General features: G+C 37.4%; 21 protein-coding genes, 1 other RNA gene and 3 pseudogenes. 18 read left to right on the forward strand and 7 right to left on the reverse strand.

Translation table 11 applies throughout. The features are described 5' to 3' along the window. Positions 1-3: 3 nt before the first annotated feature. The 7 genes and pseudogenes from ACZ42F_RS02725 to ACZ42F_RS02755 all read left to right on the forward strand — a co-directional run bounded on the left by ACZ42F_RS02725 (position 4) and on the right by ACZ42F_RS02755 (position 3,842). Complete coding sequence (locus ACZ42F_RS02725; RefSeq protein ID WP_464279654.1) at positions 4-165, forward strand: hypothetical protein; 162 nt, start codon at positions 4-6, stop codon at positions 163-165. Positions 166-184: 19 nt separating this feature from the next. Beyond that, complete coding sequence (locus ACZ42F_RS02730; RefSeq protein WP_464279655.1) at positions 185-514, forward strand: zinc ribbon domain-containing protein; 330 nt, start codon at positions 185-187, stop codon at positions 512-514. A gap of 56 nt (positions 515-570) precedes the next feature. After that, a complete protein-coding gene (locus tag ACZ42F_RS02735) occupies positions 571-720 on the forward strand; it encodes a zinc ribbon domain-containing protein (RefSeq protein ID WP_464279656.1) in 150 nt (49 codons plus the stop codon). A 42-nt stretch (positions 721-762) separates the two neighbouring features. Beyond that, an RNA gene (rnpB, locus tag ACZ42F_RS02740) (RNase P RNA component class A) lies at positions 763-1,182 on the forward strand. Positions 1,183-1,189: 7 nt separating this feature from the next. Beyond that, on the forward strand, positions 1,190-1,897 hold the full coding sequence (ispD, locus tag ACZ42F_RS02745; protein ID WP_464279657.1) for a 2-C-methyl-D-erythritol 4-phosphate cytidylyltransferase: 708 nt from the start codon (positions 1,190-1,192) through the stop codon (positions 1,895-1,897). Between the two features lie 26 nt (positions 1,898-1,923). Then, positions 1,924-3,563: pseudogene (gene cysS, locus ACZ42F_RS02750) on the forward strand (cysteine--tRNA ligase); the annotation flags it as partial. Further along, the gene (locus tag ACZ42F_RS02755; protein ID WP_464280176.1) at positions 3,558-3,842 is read left to right on the forward strand and encodes a CysS/YqeB C-terminal domain-containing protein; all 285 of its coding nucleotides are present in this window, start codon (positions 3,558-3,560) and stop codon (positions 3,840-3,842) included. The pseudogene cysS and the gene ACZ42F_RS02755, both read left to right, overlap by 6 nt. A gap of 47 nt (positions 3,843-3,889) precedes the next feature. Here ACZ42F_RS02755 and ACZ42F_RS02760 read toward each other — a convergent pair whose 3' ends face one another. The 4 genes from ACZ42F_RS02760 to ACZ42F_RS02775 are packed head-to-tail and all read right to left on the reverse strand — an operon-like array spanning position 3,890 to position 7,656. Continuing rightward, complete coding sequence (locus tag ACZ42F_RS02760) at positions 3,890-5,149, reverse strand: phenylacetate--CoA ligase family protein (RefSeq protein ID WP_464279658.1); 1,260 nt, start codon at positions 5,147-5,149, stop codon at positions 3,890-3,892. 18 nt (positions 5,150-5,167) lie between these two features. Then, complete coding sequence (locus ACZ42F_RS02765) at positions 5,168-5,722, reverse strand: rhodanese-like domain-containing protein (protein ID WP_464279659.1); 555 nt, start codon at positions 5,720-5,722, stop codon at positions 5,168-5,170. Next, complete coding sequence (locus tag ACZ42F_RS02770; protein WP_464279660.1) at positions 5,710-6,870, reverse strand: NAD(P)/FAD-dependent oxidoreductase; 1,161 nt, start codon at positions 6,868-6,870, stop codon at positions 5,710-5,712. The genes ACZ42F_RS02765 and ACZ42F_RS02770 overlap by 13 nt, the downstream gene beginning before the upstream one ends. A gap of 18 nt (positions 6,871-6,888) precedes the next feature. After that, the gene (locus ACZ42F_RS02775; RefSeq protein ID WP_029965414.1) at positions 6,889-7,656 is read right to left on the reverse strand and encodes an ABC transporter ATP-binding protein; all 768 of its coding nucleotides are present in this window, start codon (positions 7,654-7,656) and stop codon (positions 6,889-6,891) included. 156 nt (positions 7,657-7,812) lie between these two features. Between ACZ42F_RS02775 and ACZ42F_RS02780 the strand changes: the two genes are divergently transcribed. From ACZ42F_RS02780 to ACZ42F_RS02825, 10 genes and pseudogenes are all read left to right on the forward strand, one after another. Then, positions 7,813-9,072 carry a class II fructose-bisphosphate aldolase gene (locus ACZ42F_RS02780; protein WP_464279661.1) on the forward strand — a complete coding sequence of 420 codons (1,260 nt, stop codon included), beginning with the start codon at positions 7,813-7,815 and terminating at the stop codon, positions 9,070-9,072. Positions 9,073-9,212: 140 nt separating this feature from the next. Continuing rightward, the gene (locus ACZ42F_RS02785; protein ID WP_464279662.1) at positions 9,213-9,932 is read left to right on the forward strand and encodes an ATP-binding protein; all 720 of its coding nucleotides are present in this window, start codon (positions 9,213-9,215) and stop codon (positions 9,930-9,932) included. A gap of 49 nt (positions 9,933-9,981) precedes the next feature. Further along, on the forward strand, positions 9,982-10,344 hold the full coding sequence (gene yajC, locus ACZ42F_RS02790) for a preprotein translocase subunit YajC (protein WP_029965418.1): 363 nt from the start codon (positions 9,982-9,984) through the stop codon (positions 10,342-10,344). Between the two features lie 84 nt (positions 10,345-10,428). Continuing rightward, positions 10,429-12,027: a protein translocase subunit SecD gene (gene secD / locus ACZ42F_RS02795; protein ID WP_464279663.1), complete on the forward strand. Its 1,599-nt coding sequence runs from the start codon at positions 10,429-10,431 to the stop codon at positions 12,025-12,027. Positions 12,028-12,037: 10 nt separating this feature from the next. Next, a complete protein-coding gene (gene secF / locus ACZ42F_RS02800) occupies positions 12,038-13,075 on the forward strand; it encodes a protein translocase subunit SecF (protein WP_464279664.1) in 1,038 nt (345 codons plus the stop codon). Between the two features lie 73 nt (positions 13,076-13,148). Further along, the gene (locus tag ACZ42F_RS02805) at positions 13,149-14,015 is read left to right on the forward strand and encodes a DMT family transporter (protein WP_464279665.1); all 867 of its coding nucleotides are present in this window, start codon (positions 13,149-13,151) and stop codon (positions 14,013-14,015) included. Between the two features lie 407 nt (positions 14,016-14,422). Next, complete coding sequence (locus tag ACZ42F_RS02810) at positions 14,423-14,656, forward strand: MerR family transcriptional regulator (protein ID WP_464279666.1); 234 nt, start codon at positions 14,423-14,425, stop codon at positions 14,654-14,656. A gap of 101 nt (positions 14,657-14,757) precedes the next feature. After that, a pseudogene (locus ACZ42F_RS02815) lies at positions 14,758-14,865 on the forward strand (hypothetical protein); the annotation flags it as partial. A gap of 66 nt (positions 14,866-14,931) precedes the next feature. Beyond that, the gene (locus ACZ42F_RS02820; RefSeq protein WP_464279667.1) at positions 14,932-15,312 is read left to right on the forward strand and encodes a hypothetical protein; all 381 of its coding nucleotides are present in this window, start codon (positions 14,932-14,934) and stop codon (positions 15,310-15,312) included. A gap of 211 nt (positions 15,313-15,523) precedes the next feature. Next, positions 15,524-16,774, forward strand: coding sequence for an IS256 family transposase (locus ACZ42F_RS02825; protein WP_464279668.1), 1,251 nt, complete (start codon positions 15,524-15,526; stop codon positions 16,772-16,774). Positions 16,775-16,804: 30 nt separating this feature from the next. Here ACZ42F_RS02825 and ACZ42F_RS02830 read toward each other — a convergent pair whose 3' ends face one another. The 3 genes from ACZ42F_RS02830 to ACZ42F_RS02840 all read right to left on the reverse strand — a co-directional run bounded on the left by ACZ42F_RS02830 (position 16,805) and on the right by ACZ42F_RS02840 (position 17,848). Continuing rightward, positions 16,805-17,011, reverse strand: a complete 207-nt coding sequence (locus tag ACZ42F_RS02830; RefSeq protein ID WP_464279669.1) for a hypothetical protein — start codon at positions 17,009-17,011, stop codon at positions 16,805-16,807. After that, positions 17,001-17,543 carry a zeta toxin family protein gene (locus tag ACZ42F_RS02835; protein WP_464279670.1) on the reverse strand — a complete coding sequence of 181 codons (543 nt, stop codon included), beginning with the start codon at positions 17,541-17,543 and terminating at the stop codon, positions 17,001-17,003. The genes ACZ42F_RS02830 and ACZ42F_RS02835 overlap by 11 nt, the downstream gene beginning before the upstream one ends. 86 nt (positions 17,544-17,629) lie before the next feature. After that, entirely contained in the window at positions 17,630-17,848 is a 219-nt protein-coding gene (locus ACZ42F_RS02840; protein ID WP_464279671.1) for a GmrSD restriction endonuclease domain-containing protein, read from the reverse strand. A 1,042-nt stretch (positions 17,849-18,890) separates the two neighbouring features. Between ACZ42F_RS02840 and ACZ42F_RS02845 the strand changes: the two are divergent. Further along, positions 18,891-19,157: pseudogene (locus tag ACZ42F_RS02845) on the forward strand (HepT-like ribonuclease domain-containing protein). Positions 19,158-19,258 lie beyond the last annotated feature (101 nt).

A 19,258-nucleotide genomic window follows, 5' to 3' on the forward strand; every position in this document is an offset into this window, starting at 1 on the left:
ATAATGTATATTGAACAGATTAAAAAGCTAGTTGTCCTTCAAGATATTGACAACAAACTAATAGCTTATAGGGAAAAGATAGAATCTATTCCCCAAGCCTTAAATAGCTTGAAAGAAGAACTGGAAGAAGTTGAAAAAGAAAGCAGAGCTTCAAGAAAGATTTGATGCTTTGAATGAGCAAAAAATGAAAATGCAAACCGAGATAGAAGATAATAATAATAAAATTAAAAAAGTTAAAAATAAATTGATGCTTATTTCTAATTCAAAAGAATATCAAGCAATGATGAGAGAGCTTGATAATTTTGAGCGATTAAATAGGACCAAAGAAGAAGAATTGACTACTATTTTAGAAGATATAAGTTTACATAAAAAAGAATTGGATGAACTGGAAAGCAAAGAAGAAGAGTTAAAAACTAAAATAGAGGCCCTGGAAGAAGAGAATATTACTGCTCTGGATGAAGTAAAACAGGAAATAGAAAAACTGGAAAAAAAAGAGAAGAATCTTGTGCTTTAATACCTCCTCCTATTCTTGCCAGGTATAATTTTATCAGGGAAAGGCTCAGTCAGCCTGTGGTAGTGGCTGTGAGCAATGGTGTATGTACGGGCTGTTATATTAGTGTTCCACCGCAAACTTATGTAGAGCTCCAAAAAGGAGAGCAAATTTTAAATTGTCCCAATTGTCAACGCTTGATTTACTGGGAAGAACACTATTCCAAGTAATTACTTGTCAAAATAATTTGTTGTTTTAAAATATAAAACAGGGGAGTTGGGCGGACTGCCGCTTCTTAAGTTTTTTAAGAAGAGGAAAGTCCGGGCTCCACAGGGCAGAGCGCTGGGTAACACCCAGTGGAGGCGACTCCAGGAAAGTGCCACAGAAAACAGACCGCCCAGCACCCACTTTGAAGATGGTAAGTTTTGAATTTTTAAACTACTATTTACCGCCTTCAAAGTGGGTGCTGGGTAAGGGTGAAACGGTGGGGTAAGAGCCCACCAGCTACCATGGTGACATGGTAGGCTAGGTAAACCCCGCTCGGAGCAAGGCCAAATAGGAAGGCGTTTGAGGCTGGCCCGGCTGAAGCCTTCGGGTAGGCCGCTGGAGGTCAAGGGTAACCTTGATCCTAGATTAATGGCAGTCACCTCTTTTTAGAGGTACAGAACCCGGCTTATAGCCCAACTCCCTTTTATTACTATGAAAAATTATTGGGCCATAATTTTAGCAGCAGGTCAAAGTTCCCGTCTTCAAGAGCAGGGTTTAAAGACCAAGAAACAATTTCTCACCTGGAAGGGATTGCCTTTATTTTTTCACTCCCTGGTAAAACTAGCTAATTTTCCTAAGATAAGGGGAGTTGTTCTGGTTTTTCCTGAAAGTGAACTTTCTCTTTGGCAGGAAAGAGCTTTGAACTTGGCTTTTGAGCAGGGACTTAATCTTGCTTTGCGCTTTGCTGCAGGAGGCAGGTTGCGGCAGGATTCAGTATTTAATGGCTTGCAACAATTGCCTGAAGAGTGTGATTGGGTTTTAGTACATGATGGCGCCAGGCCTTTTTTTTCTCTTCAGCTGGTTTCCAGGCTTTTTGATCGGGCAGAAAGTCAGCCTGAGTTAGCTGGAGTTATTCCTGCGCTTAAAAGCAAAGATACCTTAAAAGAAGTGGAAGCCAACAAGGTAAAAAAGACTCTGGATAGAGATAAAATATTACGCATTCAAACTCCGCAACTATTTTCTTTTTCTATTTTAAAACAAGCTCATTTAAAGGCCAGGGAACAGGGACTAGTGGGCACAGACGATTCTGCTCTGGTTGAGGCTTTGGGCAGGGAAGTGGGAGTAGTGGAAGGGGAAGAGGAAAATTTAAAGATAACCACCCAAGATGATTTGAAAATGTTAAAAAAAGAAAAAAAGTAATTTATAAAAATGGCTTTGGCTATGATGTGCATCGTTATGGAGGCGATAAGCCCCTTATTTTAGGGGGAATTCCCATTTCTGAAAAGATTAAAGTGACAGCTCATTCGGATGGAGATGTGTTATTTCACGCCCTGACAGATGCCCTTTTAGGTGCCCTGGGAGAAGAGGATATTGGCACCTTTTTCCCAGATACAGAAGACACTTATGCCAATATGCCCAGTAGTATTTTTTTTCGGGAAGCTTTGCTTCTGGCCCTGAAAAAGAATTTTCAACTGGTCCACCTGGATTTGACTATTGTGGCTCAGATACCTAAAATTGCTCCTTTTAAAAGGCAGATTAAGAAGAATTTAATGGGGCTTACAGGACTTGGAGAAGAAGATATTGCCCTTAAGGCTACTACAGAAGAAGGGCTGGGATTTACTGGAGCTAAAGAAGGTATTAAGGTTTACGCTCTGGTGACAGTGAAAAAGAAGAAGAGGTGGAAAATGAAGATTTATAATTCATTAAAGAGGGAAAAAGAGAAGTTTGTTCCTCTTAGAGATAATGAAGTTAGAATGTATGTTTGTGGTATTACTGCTTATGATTACTGTCACATTGGGCATGCTCGCTCTGCTGTTGTTTTTGATGTTTTAGTTAGGTATCTAAGGGATAAAGGTTATAAAGTCATTTTTGTACGTAATTTTACAGATATAGATGACAAAATAATCAATAGAGCCCATAAGGAAAATTTACCCTGGGATGAAGTAGCCAGAAAATATATTGAGGCTTTTTATGAAGACATGGATAGGTTAAATATCTTGCGGGCAGATATTGAACCAAAGGCTACAGAGCATATTGAGGAAATGATAGAGCTGACTCAAAAGCTAATAGATATGGGTTTTGCTTATGTCACTTCCAGGGGAGATGTGTACTTTCGAGTGCGTAAATTTAAAACCTATGGAGAGCTTTCAGGTAGAAATATAGAAGAACTGCAAGCAGGCGCCAGAATAGAACCTGGAGAGGAAAAGAGGACCCTCTGGATTTTGCCTTGTGGAAAAGTGCCAAACCTGGTGAACCTAAGTGGCCAAGTCCCTGGGGAGAGGGTCGTCCTGGTTGGCATCTGGAATGTTCTGCCATGAGTGAAAAATATTTAGGACTTCCCTTTGATATCCATGGGGGAGGGCAGGACCTGATTTTTCCACATCATGAAAATGAAAAGGCCCAAAGTGAAGCAGCTTATTCTACTTCCTTTGTGCGTTATTGGGTGCATAATGGTTTTGTGCAGGTAAATTCAGAAAAGATGTCCAAATCCCTGGGCAATTTTGTTACCATAAGGGATATTTTAAACAATTACCATCCAGAGGTGCTGAGGTTTTTTCTCTTAACCAAACATTATCGTAGCCCCTTAGATTACAATTTGGAAAGTGTAGAAGAAGCTGAAAAGGGATTAAAGCGAATTTATCAAGCAGTAGAAGAACTGGAAGCTATTTTAAGCAATAAGAAGTGGAAAAAGGTAAAAGTTGATAGTAGTTTAATAGAAGAGATAAAAGAACAACAAGATAAATTTTTTCTTTCTTTAGAAGATGATTTAAATACTGCTAAAGCTATTGGTTATCTTTTTAATACAGTTAGAATTGTAAATCGTATAGCTACGGATAAAAATTTACGTAAGGCTGAGACAATGAAAGATATTCTGGTTGAAATTAGAGAGTTTTTGAGCAGAGCAGGCAAGATTTTGGGTGTACTCAATTTAGCTCCAGCAGTATTTTTAGAAGAATTAAAAGACATTCAGCTGAAAAGAAAGAATATTGCCAGGGAAGAAGTAGAAGCCCTAATTGCCAAAAGGCAAGACGCTAGAAAAAATAAAGATTTTGCCCTGGCTGATTCCTTAAGGGAGCAGTTGGTTGCTTTGGGTATAGAAGTAAAAGACACTCCTGCAGGCCCGGTCTGGGAGGTGGTTTCCTAAGGGGTGATTAGAATAAATAGTTTTCAGATTAAGAATTGAAAATTATTTTATTCTTTTTTTAAGCTTTCTGGCTCCACTAAGACTACTCTGGGAGTCACTCCTAGCCAGAGAGAAATGGAGTGTCTCAAGTTATCTACCAGACCTCTTTGCCTTTTCATCTGGTCATAAAAGAGTTCTTCTGTAATCCCTATTTTTAGGACCAGTTCATCTTTTTCCTCAGTCCTTATTACTTCCATTTTCCAGGCAACCTGGGTTTGCAAAATAGAATCCAGGATACTGGCTATGCGCTTGGGAGAGATGTTTATTCCTTTTACTATGAGTACATCATCTACCCGTTCTTTTATGGGCTCTATGATTTTAAAAGTCCTGCCACAGGAACACTTCTTGGGTATAATTATGGTTTTATCCCCGGTACGGTAGCGTAAAAGGGGAAAGCCTTCACTGACCAAAGTGGTAAGTACCAATTCTCCATACTCCCCAGGAGGAAGAGGTTTTAAGGTGTTGGGGTCAATGATTTCTGCTAAAATTACGTCTTCTGCTAGGTGTAAGTGTCTGTTTTGAGGACATTGATAGGCAATACCTGGCCCTAAGACTGCACTAAGCCCGTAAATATCATAGACCTGGGCTTGAAAAAACTCCTCAATGTCTTTTTTTAAAGAATCTTCCAGAGGCTCTCCAGTGCTTAAAATGGTTTTTAGGCGCAGTTTGGCCAAGGGATAGATATTCTGGCTCAGTCTATTTTTTAGAATTTTGAGATAACTGGGAGTGGCAATAAGGCAGGTGGTGCCAAAATCAAGCATCATTTTGATTTGTTTTTCAGTGCGCCCTGCTGAAGCTGGAATGGTAGAAGCTTTGAGTAAGTGGGCTCCTTCGTGAAAGGAAAAGGCAGCTGTACCCAGACCATAGTTTAAGGTTATTTGGAAAACATCTTCGCTACTTAAATTAAAGTTCTGATAGGTCCTTAAGACCAGGCTGGCGATTGCTTTCAGGTCGTTTTCTGTAAAGCCAATAACAATGGGATCCTTGTCTTTACCTGTGGTGGAATGGATGCGCACAATGTGTCGCAGGTTAATGGCAAACATATCATAGGGATAGGCTCTGGATAGGTCTTCTTCTGTGGTAAAGGGAAGTTTTTCCAGGTCCTTAAGAGAAGAAAATTCATCTGGGTCAAAGTTTATTTCTTTAAACCTTCTCTGGTAAAAGGCCACATTTCTTTGAATCCTTTGTAAGGTGCTTTGCAGCCTTTCCAGTTGAATTTGTCTTAATTCTGCTTCCTCTAAGAATTGATTTTCATAGGTGCAGAGCATAATGATTCATCCTTAAGGTTAAAGGTTAAGGCCATATTTGAGTAAGAACCCCATTCCTCCCAGGACATTTTTGGTTTGCTTAAAACCAGCTTTGTTTAAAATTAGTTGGGCTTCATAAGACCTTGCCCCAGTATTACATACAAGCAAAATTTCCTTATCTCTGGGAATTTTATCCAGATTGGCCCTTAAGTTTTCAGCTGGAATATTAAGCCAGAGGTCTCCGTACTTTTCTATCCAGGGTTTGGCGTTGTCTTCTCCTCTACAGTCAAGCACTATTCCTTGCTTATCCTGTAAGGATTTTTCTAAAAAGGCTTTTACTTCTTCTGGTAAGGCTCCCCTGTTTCTGTTTTCCAGAATATTTTCTGTGACATTAGCTACCACATTGACTATATCCATGGCAGCAGCATAGGGGGGAGAATAGGCCACTTCTAAGTTGCTTATGTGCTTTAGGGTGGGGTAAAAAGGCAAAAGACTGGCTACCGCATCTATGCGTGCTTTGAGGCTATCACCATTGGAGCTTATGCCCTGAATGCCCAAAACCCTTTCGTTCTTTTCTTCAACTACCAGTTCCAAAAGGATAAGGTCTTTTTCTGGATAAAAATGAGCCTTGTCAAACTGCAGAGCCAGACCGCTTTGGGCCTTAAAGCCACTTTTTTCGCCCTTTCCAGGCTTAAACCACTTCCAGCAATGGTCAGGTCAAAGAGTTTTAAAATAAAGGTTCCACAGGCTCCAGCAAAGGTCTGTTGGTAGCCAGCTAAATTGCTTCCTATAACCCTTCCCTGGCGATTGGCCAGAGAGCCTAAGGGAAAGTGGGCGTATTCTTGAGTAATCAGATGTTTTAAGGCAACAACATCTCCACCCGCATAAATATTGGGGTCAGAGGTTTGCAGATATTCATTTACTATCACTCCACCCCAGGAAGTAGTTTTCAGGCCTGCTTCTTTGGCCAGTCTGGAATCTGGAATTACTCCTGTAGCTAAAATAACCAGGTCTGCAGACAGGGTCCTTTTGTTGGTTATAACTTCTTTTACTGAATTTTCTCCTTTAAATTCAAGTACCTGTTCAGATAAATAGAGGTTTACCCCTTGATCTTGCAGATGTTTTTGAGCTACCTGGGCCAGTTCTGGGCTGATAAAACCAGGTAGAATTTGTTGGCTTATTTCTACAATAGAAGTTTCAATTCCCCAGAGGTCAGTTAAAGCATAGGCGATTTCCAGGCCAATAAAACCAGCACCAATAACCACGGCCTTTTCCACGCCCTGGGTTATTTTTTCCCTGATTTTAAGGGCCTGGCCTAAACTTTTTACTGCGTAAATGTTTTCTAAGTCTATTCCAGGTAAATTCAATTTTCTGGGAAAGGCTCCAGTGGCCAGGACCAGCTTATCATAGGGAAATATCTTTTCCTCTTGGTTTTTATGGTCAAAGGCCAAAACTTTTTTGGAGTTGCGGTCTATTTTTTGAGCTTCTACCTGGGTTAGGACCTTGACTCCTTTGGCCTGTTCAAAAAAGTTTTCATCTCTTAGTACATGATAGGAAGTGCTTTGGAGTTCCTTAATATCACTTACTTCACCAGAGAGATAAAAGGGAATTCCACATCCTCCATAGGAGATGAACCTGTCCTTTTCCAGGATAATCACTTCACTTTCAGGTTCCAGCCTTTTAAAACGGCAGGCTGCTTTGGGCCCTAAGGCCACTCCTCCAATAATAACTACTCGTTGCATCTTTTACCTCTTTTGTTTTTAAGCAATATCTGCAAAGATATCTTCCTCACCCAGGTATGCCTTAATTACTTCTGGATTTTTTTGAACATTTTTGGGTGTATCCTGGATAAAGGGTTTGCCTTCTATAAGTACCAGTATCTCATCTGATATGGACATGATTATATCCATATCGTGCTCTATTATAAGTAGAGTCAGGTTAAGTTCTTTTTTGAGAAAAGCAAGTAAATTGGCCAGTTCGTGAGATTCCTGGTTGTTAAGGCCTGCTGCTGGTTCATCTAACAGAAGGAGCCGGGGTTTGCTCATCAAACATCTGGCAATTTCCAGTTTCCTCTGATGGCCATAAGACAGTTGACTGGGAGAAAGCTTTTCTTTTTCTTTCAAGCCAACCAAATCCAGAAATTCCCTGGCTTGTTTTTGGAGTTGTTTATATTCCCTGGAATTAAAAACAAATAAATCTTTTAGCTTGGGCCTTATCCAGGAAGCAGCACCCAGAAGTACATTTTCCAGGCAGGTAAGGTCTGGATACAGGCTTAAGTTTTGAAAGGTCCTGGTTATACCCAAACGGCTGCGTTTATAGGCAGGGAGGTGGGTTATATCCTGGTTTTGAAAATAGATTTTTCCTTTACTGACTTTTAAGGTGCCTGAAATGAGGTTAAATAAAGTGGTTTTGCCTGCACCATTGGGGCCAATAAGCCCAAAGATAGTATTGGCTTGTAATTCAAAGGATACTTTTTGAATGGCTTTTACTCCGCCAAAGTGTTTACTTACCTCTTGCAGTTTAAGCATATGTAGTCCTTTAAATAATAAACAATGAGCTTTAACTTGCCCAAGTTTTAGGTCTTTGGCAAGTCTTCTAAACCTTGCCAAAAGCTTTTTTTCAGGCAGAAAAGTAGGGTTTAAGGGACAAAAAATAAAGAACCAGCAAACCAAGGAGGTAGTCATATGAGTGATAGCTATGCCAGACTTTTGGAAATTGGTAGACCTGAAAATATAAAAAAGCTTTTTCCCCATAGCAAAGCCCTTTTGGTAAGTGGCAAGGTCATTGATAGGGCCATGTTAAAAAAAGGTAAGGCCATGACCATTGCGGCTAATTGCCGTAATTACTTTGTTTTAAGAGGGGTTTTATTGGCTGCCCAAAGGGCCAATGCAGCTATTATTGTGGAAATTGCCAAGTCTGAAAGCAATTATTGCCACATCAATATGTGGAATCTGGCCAGGTTTGTAGATACTGTGGCCAATGAACTGGGAGTTACCATACCTATAGCTATCCATGCTGATCATTTTACCATCAAAAATGACAAAGACATAGAATTGGCCAGAAAACAAATTCCTTCTCTTTTTGATTTTGGCATCACTTCTATTGCCATTGATGCTTCACATTTGCCTGATACAGAAAATCTTTTGGCCAACATAGAATTGGCCAAATATGTACCAGAATGGGCAGGTTATGAAACAGAAGTAGGTGAAATTAAAGGTAAAGAAGGCCTTTCCACTCCTGAGGAAGCCCTATTTTTAATCAAGGGTTTAAATGCCCATGGTATTTTTCCTGATTGGATTGCTTTAAACAATGGTACCACCCATGGTATTCAGGATAGTGATGCTGGAATTCAGGTGGATTTAACTGCCAGGATACATAAGGCCCTGGAGCCTTATAAAATTTCTGGGGCCCAACACGGTACTTCTGGAAACAATTCTGATAGGTTAAGGGAGATTGCAGCCAAAACTGCTACCACCAAAGCCAATGTAGCTACAGCCTTACAGATGCTAGCCTGGGGAGTTAAAGTGGATGAATATGGCAATGCCGTGCTGGACGAAAACAAGGAATTGATTAAGGAAGAAGGTAAAGGTTTAAGCGAGGAGCTTTGGCAGGAAATGGTGGCTTATGCCAAAGAAAAGGGCTGGGCTCCTAAAAATTACAAGTGGTTGAATTTACCCTTTGAAATGAAGTTTTTAAGCGAACCCAGAGAGATAAGGGAGCGTATGACCAAAGCAGTGGAAGAGTTTACCTATGACCTTCTGGTGAATGTATTTAATGCCCAGGATACAGCAGATATTGCCAAGGAGCTTCTTTTAGAGGCTGGAAGTGCCAATTTAGGCCCCAAAGCTACTCAAATTGAAAATCCAGCAGATTGGACCGTAGAAAAAATAAAGACAATGGAGAATCTGCGCACCCATGCGGGTGATGGAGATTATGACGATTAAAAAAATTAGCCTATAAGCTAGTTTGATGAGGGCAAAGTATTATTACTTTGCCCTTTTTTATTTTTTTTTTGATTTAGGTCAAAGCTAAGTTATATTTTTTTACTTAAAAAGAGGCCAACCCAAAAGGAGGAGGCCTTAAAATGAAGAGAAAAATTATTTTTATTGACGAAGAGCTATGTACAGGTTGTGGGGAATGTATCCCTTCCTGTGCAGAAGGAGCTTTGCAAATAATAAATGGTAAGGCAAAGGTTATTGCCGATCGCCTGTGCGATGGCCTGGGTGCTTGTCTAGGGCATTGTCCCACAGGGGCGTTAAAACTAATAGAAAGGGAAGCTGAACCCTTTTCCGAAGAGGAAGTAAAGAAAAGGCTTGCAACTAAGTCCTGTCCTTCTACCAAACAGGTATCTGTCAGTAGTGAAGAGTCCTTTCTTCCCCATTGGCCCATTCAAATCCCCCTGGTTCCCAGCCAGGCTCCTTTTTTTAAATCTGGAGAAGTTTATATTTTTGCTGATTGTGTTCCCCCGGCCTGGCCAGATTTTTTTAAATTAAATTTAAAAAATAAGGCAGTGCTTTTGGGGTGCCCTAAGCTTAGCAATACAGTTCAGTATCTGGAAAAGTTTCAGGAGATTATAAGGCACAATGAATTACGCAAAATTACCCTTTTCCAGATGGAAGTTCCCTGTTGTGCTGGCTTACTTGCCTTATTAAAGGAAGCCTTAAAAAGAGAAAATAAAGAGGTGGAGATAGAAGTAAAAATTATTTCCAGAACAGGCAAAGAAGTACAAACTCCCCTTGAAAAAAACTCGGACCTACTCCTCTCTAAATTTTTAACTGAAAAGGAGTTGACTTTCTGCTTTTAATAACCCTAAGTAAAAAGACTTTAACTTAGGAAAAAATTTAGGAGGAGTTATGGATTTGGTAAGTATTGCTTATGCCATGGGCCAAAGTGGGGCTCAAGGTCAACAGGGTAGTCCTTTAGGGGCCTTTTTGCCCTTAATCTTAATGTTTGCTATTTTTTACTTTTTGCTTATTCGTCCTCAACAAAAAAAGGCCAAACAACATAGAGAGATGCTGGCTAGTTTGCGCAAGGGTGACAGAGTGATGACTGGTGGTGGCCTGTATGGTAGGATTGTGGATATTGATGGAGATGTTATTACGATTCAGGTGGCAGATGGAGTGGAATTGCAGGTAAATAGAGGATATATCGCAGGCCTGGCCAATCCGGAAAGAAAGGAAGAAAAAGCGCAAAAAAAAGGCAAAGAGAAAAAGTAGCCAAAATAAAGTTTTTTGGTTAAGAAAGCCTGGTTTTAAAGCCAGGCTTTTTTTGTTTAAAAACGTTAAAAGGGGTAGAAGTCTATGAGCATGGGGATTAGATGGCGTTTTTTGTTGATTTTAGTAGTACTTTTATTTGGTATTATTTATACTCTTCCTTCTCTTCCTGGAGTAAAAAATTCTTCTTTGGCCCAATTTTTACCTTCCAACCAGATAAACCTGGGACTGGATTTAAAAGGTGGCATCCATCTTACTCTGGGCGTGGATGTGGAAACTGCCCTGAAAAATTCTTTGATTCAACTGGGAGAAGATATTCGAGAAGAGGCAAGAGATAAAGAAATTTTTATTTTAAAACCTCTTTTAACCAAGGAAGGGTTTTTAAGTTTCTCTCTACTTAAGAGCTCTGACCAGGAAAAGTTAGATGATTTATTGCAAAAATACTTTCCCATGGTGCGAGTAATTAAAAAGGAAAGGTCAGGGGAGCAATTGGTTTATGTTCTGGCCTTTAAAGAAAAGTATAAAGAACAACAAAGCAAAATGATTCTGGATCAGGCAGTAAAGACCATTCGTAACCGTATAGATCAATTTGGCGTTGCTGAGCCTGATATTAGAAAACAAGCTGACAATAGAATTCAGATTCAACTTCCTGGTTTAGAAGATCCAGATAGAGCTATCAGGGTGATAGGCAAGACTGCTCATTTGGAATTCATGCTGGTAGATGACAGCGTGGGCTTAGAACAGGTCAAGCAAAACATTTTACCTCCAGGCAGAAAAATTTATTACTTATATAAAACCTTACCCTCTGGAGAGGAAAGTAAGCAACCCATTGTTTTGATAGATACTCCTTTGCTAACAGGAGAATACATTACCACTGCCAATGTGGCTTTTGATTCTTTTGGACGTCCTTATGTTTCCCTTTCCTTTAATGCTAGAGGAGCTAAAATCTTTGAACGCATTACAGGTGAAAATGTAAACAAGAGATTGGCTATTGTTTTAGATGGCAAGGTTTATTCTGCTCCTGTAATTCAAGAAAAAATTATTGGGGGTAGGGCGAGCATTACAGGTAATTTTAGCACTGATGAAGCTCACGACCTGGCCATTGTCTTAAGAGCTGGCTCTTTGCCTGCTCCAGTCAAGATTTTAGAAGAAAGAAGTGTTGGGCCTTCTTTGGGACAGGAATCCATTCAAAAAGGTGTCTTTTCTGCCTTGCTGGGTGGTGCTCTGGTGGTAATTTTTATGTTGATTTATTATGGCTTTGCAGGATTGATTGCAGATACTGCTCTCATTTTTAACCTGATCTTGATTTTGGCTGGTCTGGCTGCTTTTGGTGCTACCTTAACCCTGCCTGGTATCGCTGGTATTATTTTAACCATTGGTATGGCTGTAGATGCCAATGTTTTGATTTTTGAGAGGATTAGGGAAGAATTAAGGCAGGGGCTTACTCCCCGCAAGGCCATAGCAGAAGGGTTTTCCAGAGCAACTCTGACTATTTTAGATGCCAATGTTACCACTGTAATTGCAGCTATTATTCTTTACCAGTTTGGAACAGGACCCATTAGAGGTTTTGCTGTAACTCTTACTCTGGGTATTTTGGCATCCATGTTTACTGCAATTTTTGTGTCCAGGGCTATTTTTGATTGGTGGCTCTCCAGCAAAGAAGAAGTTAAGACTCTAAATATCTAAGGGGGCAGAAATGGGGTTACAAATTATTAAGCCAAATACTAACTTTGATTTTATAGGGCTCAGAAAAATTGCCTTTTTACTTTCAGGAATTTTAATCTTGATTGGTATTATTTCCCTGCTGGTTCAGGGTGGACCCAAGTATGGAATAGATTTTGCCGGTGGAGTAATTGTTCAGGTAAAATTTTCTAAGAACATAGAAGTAAAAGAAGTCAAAAAGGCTTTAGCCCAGGCCAAACTGCCAGGACTTGTGGTGCAGCGTTTTGGTTCAGAAGCTGACAATGAATACTTGCTAAGGCTTTCTCTGGGCAAACAAAGTGGTGAAGAGATAAGAAAAGAAGTAAGTGCAGCTTTACAAAAAAATCTTCCTCAGGATGTATCCTTTGAGATTCAGCGTTTGGAAATGGTTGGACCAAAGGTGGGCTCTGATTTGCGCAACAAGGCTCTGGAAGCTTTGTTCTTTGCTGTTTTGCTAATTGCCATTTATATTTCTGGCCGTTTTGAGCATAAGTGGGCAATTGCTGTCCTTATGGCTGGAGCTTTGGGATTGGGGGTTTATATTTTAAAATTATTATCTGTCCCCATAAGCTGGCTTATTGTGGCTGCCATGCTTATAACCTTGTTTTTATGCTGGTATTTAAAACTAAAATACGCATTAGGAGCAGTAGTAGCTCTAATTCACGATATAACTATTACTGTAGGAATATTTTCTTTACTGGGCAAGGAATTTGATTTAACTATTGTAGCTGCCTTGCTTACAATTGTTGGTTATTCTTTAAATGATACTATAATTGTTTTTGATAGGATTAGAGAAAATTTAAAAGATAAAAAAGTTTCATCTTTTGCAGAAACTATCAACAAAAGTATTAACCAGACCTTAAGCAGAACTATTTTAACCTCTGGTACCACTTTAGTTGCTGTTTTAAGTTTGCTTATTTTTGGTGGTGGAGTAATTCATGATTTTGCTTTTGCTCTGTTTATTGGTATTCTGGTTGGTACCTATTCTTCTATTTATGTGGCCAGCCCCGTTTTATTGGCCTTTAAAGAGTAATGAAGAAAAGATATAGATGAATTTTAAAAAGTCTCCTCATTCAGAATGGGGAGACTTTTTTTATAAATAAAATATGATTGCAAGCAAAACTTTTAGTAAATTTCAGGGTTATTTTTTTATTTTATTAGCTGCTACTTTGTGGGGAAGCATTGGACCTCTGGCTAAACTGGCCTTTGCCCAAGGAGTTACCCCCTTAGAAGCTGCTTTTTATCGGGCCATGTTTGGCTGGTGTTTTTTCTTTGTCCATGCTTTGGTTAAGAGAAGTATTAAGATTGAACTTAGAGAACTACCTTTATTTTTTGTTTTTAGTTTTTTTTGTGTAACCCTGTTTTTCCTTTCTTATCAACTGGCTGTAGCCAGGGTAGGAGCAAGTCTTGCTTCTGTGTTGCTTTATACTGCGCCAGCCTGGGTAATTGTGTTAGCCAGAGTTTTTTTAGGTGAAAAAATTAGTCCTTTAAAATTAATCGCTCTGGCTTTAACTTTGGTAGGAGTATATCTGATTTCCTTTTCGGGAAAAGATGTTCAGGTTAAAATTAACTACTTAGGAATTTTTTTTGGGCTTCTTTCTGGATTTACCTATGCTTTATATTATATTTTGGGCAAAAAAATATTAACCCACTATAACTCTTTTACTATTTTTACCTATATTTTGCCTTTAGGCTGCTTGCCTTTATTCTTTTTCCTTCCTAGCACACTTCCTTCTAATCAAGCCTTACTTACTTTATTTGGGTTGGGATTTGCTACTACTTATCTGGCTTATTTAAGTTATTATCAGGGGCTTAAATATCTAGAAGCCTCTAAAGCTTCCATGGTAGCCACTATAGAGCCCGTAGTAGCTTCTTTACTGGCATTTTTCTTCTGGGGAGAGGTATTAAGCTTTACGGGGTATATGGGAGCTGTATTGATTTTAGTGGCTGTAGTACTGACCATTAGATTATAGGATAAGTAGAATTTAGGAGATAAGTAGAGGCAAAAGAAGTATTTAATCGTAAAAAATAAAATTTTTTAATTTTTTCAAGCTAAAGAGATATATTAGCCTATTTTACAGCACTGTCAGATGAAACTAATGGGCTGAAATTGTTGTGACTTCTGCTCAAAGATATTCATGTTTAGACAATGAAATTTTAGAAGCGGAAAGAGGTTTACAAAAGGGCTCGTTCCAAACATCTCGAGCGCTGGTCTGGAAATATTCGGAATTGAAATTCACTCCTTACAGTAGACCTTAATCATCCAGTTAATGAGTAATATTATAAAAAAGCTGCATGATAGAAAAAATCGTATGGCTTTTGGCGACATCTTTATTGACAAATTTCGCTTAAAAAGGGGAGTAGCCGATGAGGAGAGGTTTTGGAGAAATGGTGCTTTCTTGAGGAGATCACAACATATTTAAAAATAGAAAAATCTACTCCTTATAAGATGACAAGGCAAGGAAAAATCCGTGCTGTTAGGGTTGAACCCAGGAAGAATAATAAAGCTATAATCTGGTTTCCTTACAATCAGGAAGTGATACATAAAGTTAAATTATTTCAGGCCGAAGAGCTACGGGAAAATATTGGGAAGTTTTCTATGATGAAAATTTAATATCAAGACTGCAAGTTCTTTTGGGAGAAATTGTTTTTATTGACCCTTATTTCTATTTTATCCCTTTACATACAAAACTTTTTATATGAAAATATTCCAGAAAATCTATCAAGTCGTATATGAGATATAATCGAAATTTTCTCATATTCACAGGCAAGAAGCCAGGAGAAATAGAAAATGAAGACATCAAAAAATATCTTAATCATTAAAATTAGAAAAAAGTCGTTTGATTCTTTTTCTGAGTTTAAAAAATTCAATGATTATGGAGCGCAGTAATGAGTTGGGATATTATACTTTTCAATACAAAACAAAAAATTGACTCGATTCAGGAAATTGATGAAAATCAGCTTGAGCCAATTGATTTTACTCAAATTCTGGAAAGCTCATTCAGCGAGATAGTTAAGGATGGAACTTATAGAGAAATAAAAGGAAAGGACTATTCTATTACCTTTTTTGCTGATGAAGAACCTGTAAGCAATAAAATGATTAGTATTTACGGAGAGAATGGATTTTTTGAATTGATTGAAATAGCGAAAAAGTATGATTGGCAAATATTTGATACAGGACTAGGTGAAATGATAGATCTGAATAATCCTGAGAAAAATGGATATGAGAATCATAGAAAATATGTAGAGAAGATTATGAAAAACAAATAAAAACGGTGTACAATAAAAAAATATACGCAGTGTGTGACATTTAGTAGGTTTAGACATTAAAACATTTAAGGCTATGTAACATAAACTGTGTAAATCCTTTTTAAGGCAATGAGGGATGAGTTAGTAAGAGGTATTGAGAGAAGGTTAGAAGTAGGATATGCGAGCTTCCCTAGGGGAGATTGGAGTTTGAGGCCTTAGAAAGGAGGATCTGATGTTTATTAATAAAGAAGCAATACTGAAGATGTATGAACAGGGGATGTTCAGGGATCAGAAGGACTTAGGTGAGGTTTTAAATTCAGTAGTTAAAGAGATTATAGAGACTATATATCAAGCTGAGCTAACAGAGACTTTGGGATATCCAAGATACGACAAATCAAAGAAAGCTACAGAAAACTCAAGAAATAGTTATAATTCTAAAAGGGTAAAGTCTTCATTTGGTGAGATAGAATTAAAAGTTCCCAGGGATAGGAAAGGGGAATATGATCCTCAAGTAGTAAAGAAGAGGCAAACAGATATAACAGGATTAGAATCAAAGGTTATTTCTATGTATGCTAAGGGGATGAGTACTAGAGATATACAAGAGCATTTAGGATCTATTTATGGAGTGGAATTTTCAGCAGAGAGTATAAGCAGGATAACAGAAAAGGTTTTAGAAAGGGCAGTAGAATGGCAAAATAGGCCTCTTAATTCTTTGTATGCCATAGTATTTTTAGATGGTTTGTTTTATAAATTGCGTATAGAAGGGATAGTAAAAGAGGTATGTGTGTATGCCATGATAGGCATAAATATGGAAGGGAAGAAGGAATGTTTAGGTTTATGGATACAGGAAAAGGAATCAGCTAAATTCTGGCTAAATGTTTTAAATGAGCTAAGAAACAGAGGGGTTAAAGATGTTTTGATTTTTAGCATAGATGGTTTACCAGGCCTTAGTGAGGCCATAAAAGCAGTATTTCCACATTCAGAGATTCAAAGATGCATTGTCCATCAGGTAAGAAATTCTCTAAGATTTGTATCATATAAAGACAGAAAAGAATTAGCCAAGGATTTAAAGCAAATTTACTCAGCTCCTACTGAGGAAATGGGAAGGGTAAAGCTAAATCATTTTGAGGAAAAATGGGGCCATAAATATCCCCATGTAATAAAATCCTGGAGGAGAAACTGGGATGAATTAAGTACGTTATTTAAGTATCCTCCAGAAATAAGGAGACTGATATACACCACAAATCCCATAGAGAGCTTTAATAGTAAACTAAAAAGAGTAACAAAAAATAAGGGAGTCTTTCCCACTCAAGACTCCCTGTTTAAGATCCTCTATCTAGCTATAGAGGACATATCTAAAAAATGGACTGGTACTATAAAGAATTGGTCAAAAATCTATCCTCAGCTCTATATCTATTTTGAGGATAGAATTAATCTTGCTTTAAATCCTAATTTAAACCAAAATACGGATTTACACAAATAATGTTACAGGGTCACAAATTCCGCCCCAAGTTCACCTGTCGCTATGGAGCGCAGCAGATTGATGGTCAACTGGAGCATTTTGTGTGGTGTCTATTTCAGGACTTATGTATTCAATTTTACCGTCTTTCCAAATTGGCACTTTTAAATTTCTCTTTTTTGCTTCTTCTATAGCCTTAAATGCGGCTCTCTTTAATGCCTTTAGTCCTAACAAGACATGGTCATCAAATTTATTTTCCATTATATCCCCCCGATTTATCAACAATAATTGGTTTAGGTCCAGATGTATCATACACTACCCAACCATCACACAAAGGTTTGTAAATCTCCTGAAAATTCTTCCAACTTCGGTGAAAACGACGCCTGATGTCTTCTACGGGCACATCATGGCCCCCTTCAGCTACACGTAATTTCACACGCTCTATTGCCAGATCCACCGAAGCCAATTTTAAAAAATAAATGAATACCCTGTAACCTTTCGCCTTCATATATTTGATTTTCTTGGTATAAGTTCTTCCAGATAATGTGGTTTCAAAAGCAAATGATTCTCCTTTTTGAATGCATCGGTCTATCAGTTCAAGCATCAATTTGCCAGCCCTTATTGCTGCTACTTCAGGTCGAAATGGAGATAATCCTGTTGCTATCAAATCGGCATTTATAAAATTTAAACATTTAGCATCCTTTGGCAAAAATTCTTCTGCAAACGTAGTTTTACCAGCTCCGTTTGGTCCAGCTATGATATAGCAAGTTTTAATCATCTCTCTGTTTTTCACTTAACCTCATTATTCACTTGCCATTATGAAACAAAACCAAATACCTTAGCTGATTGGGAGCCTACGTGCACCCGATTGTTGCGTTTTTAAAATGGACATATACTTTTTATAAAATTAGCTAATATATTAGTCCTATTGTCAATGTCGGTCTTAGTAAAAGATCCTCTTCTGCTAATTTGAGACGATACCTCATTACTCATTTTAAAAATACTTCTATCAAAAATAGATGTTTTGTCCATTGGCGTTTTATCTCTTGCAGAACTATTTAAACTTTTTTCTAAAATAGTCAAATTTCCAAGGCCCAATATATCAGAAAAGATGTCACCTAGTCTGGCTGAGATGAGGGGTGTATTATTCCTATTATCTTGTTAAACTGACTCCTCGGGGAAAGGGAAAATTTCAATCTGGCCGGTAAGAGATTTTTTTATGGTTTACTCTTCTGGTAATATTAAAAAAGTGTATTTAACCAGTTTTTTGTATCCTTAAAATATCCAGAGTGTTGGTTTGAAAATGTTTGCAATCCAGATCCAGTCTTTACAGTAGACTTTAATTTAGTTGATGACCACCACTACAAACTGGTTGCTTGCTGGATAAAATGACATAGCCTTTGGCGAAATTTTTATTGACAAGTTTTTGTTATCAAAATAATAAACTTAGATAATAAAATTAAAATGAGGTTATAAGAAATATTAGCCAGCTTTGTTGCCTTAAGTTTTTACCAATCTGAAATAGCAATTAATCTCTTTGAATTCTTAGCTGTAAACCGTGAATAGTGAATTAGTAGTTTAAAACTGTATATAGTTTTTTGATTGTTTAATGATAGATGTTGTAAAGTATATATCTCTAATACCACAATGTTATATTTATTTTTTTGAGCTAAAATTAATTTTATAATTAGATATAAAAAAATTGTAAAGTAAGTTATAATAATATGTTAACAAATTTTAAAAAATTTGGTTATAAATATATTTAATACTCTTTAAAGGGTTAGATTAAAATATGAATAATAGAATAGATGTAAACATAATAGAGACAAAATTAAGAGAGAATAAAGAATATATAAAAAAAGTTTTTTATGTTAAAGAAATAGGGATACTCGGGTTATTTGTTAGAGGAGAGTAGTCTTCAAATAGTTATGTAGATATTCTTGTGGAATTTAAAAAGGTCATAAAGATTTTTTTAATTATATTGAACTAAAATGCTATCTTGAAAAACTTTTGGAGAGGAAAGTAGATATTGTTATAAAAAATGCGCTTAAATCTAGACTGCGGAAAATGATTCTTAGTGAGGTTGAGTATGTCTAAATAAAGGGAGTATATATTTTTTATAGAAGATATTTTAATTTGCATTGAAAAGATAGAAAGGTATACAAACAACATTTCTTTTGATGAGTTTTGCAAAAATGAGATGGTGGTTGATGCAGTCATAAGAAATTTTGAAGTAATTGGTGAAGTAGTAAAAAGAATTCCTTTATAAATAAAAATAAAATATTCAGATGTGGAATGGAAAGAAGCTGCAGGTTTTCAAGATGTTTTGATCTATGATTATTTTGGTATTGATATAGAATCTATCTGGGATACCCTAAAAAATAATATTCTTTCCTTCAAAAAATAGATCGCAAAAGTTTTAGAATCTGAAAAGGCCCTAGCTACAAAATAAAGAAATTGATTTTTCCATCATTAAGTTTATTTGGCATCATTTTTTTTACTTTTAAA

The sequence above is a fragment of the Desulfonauticus autotrophicus genome, assembly GCF_055381725.1.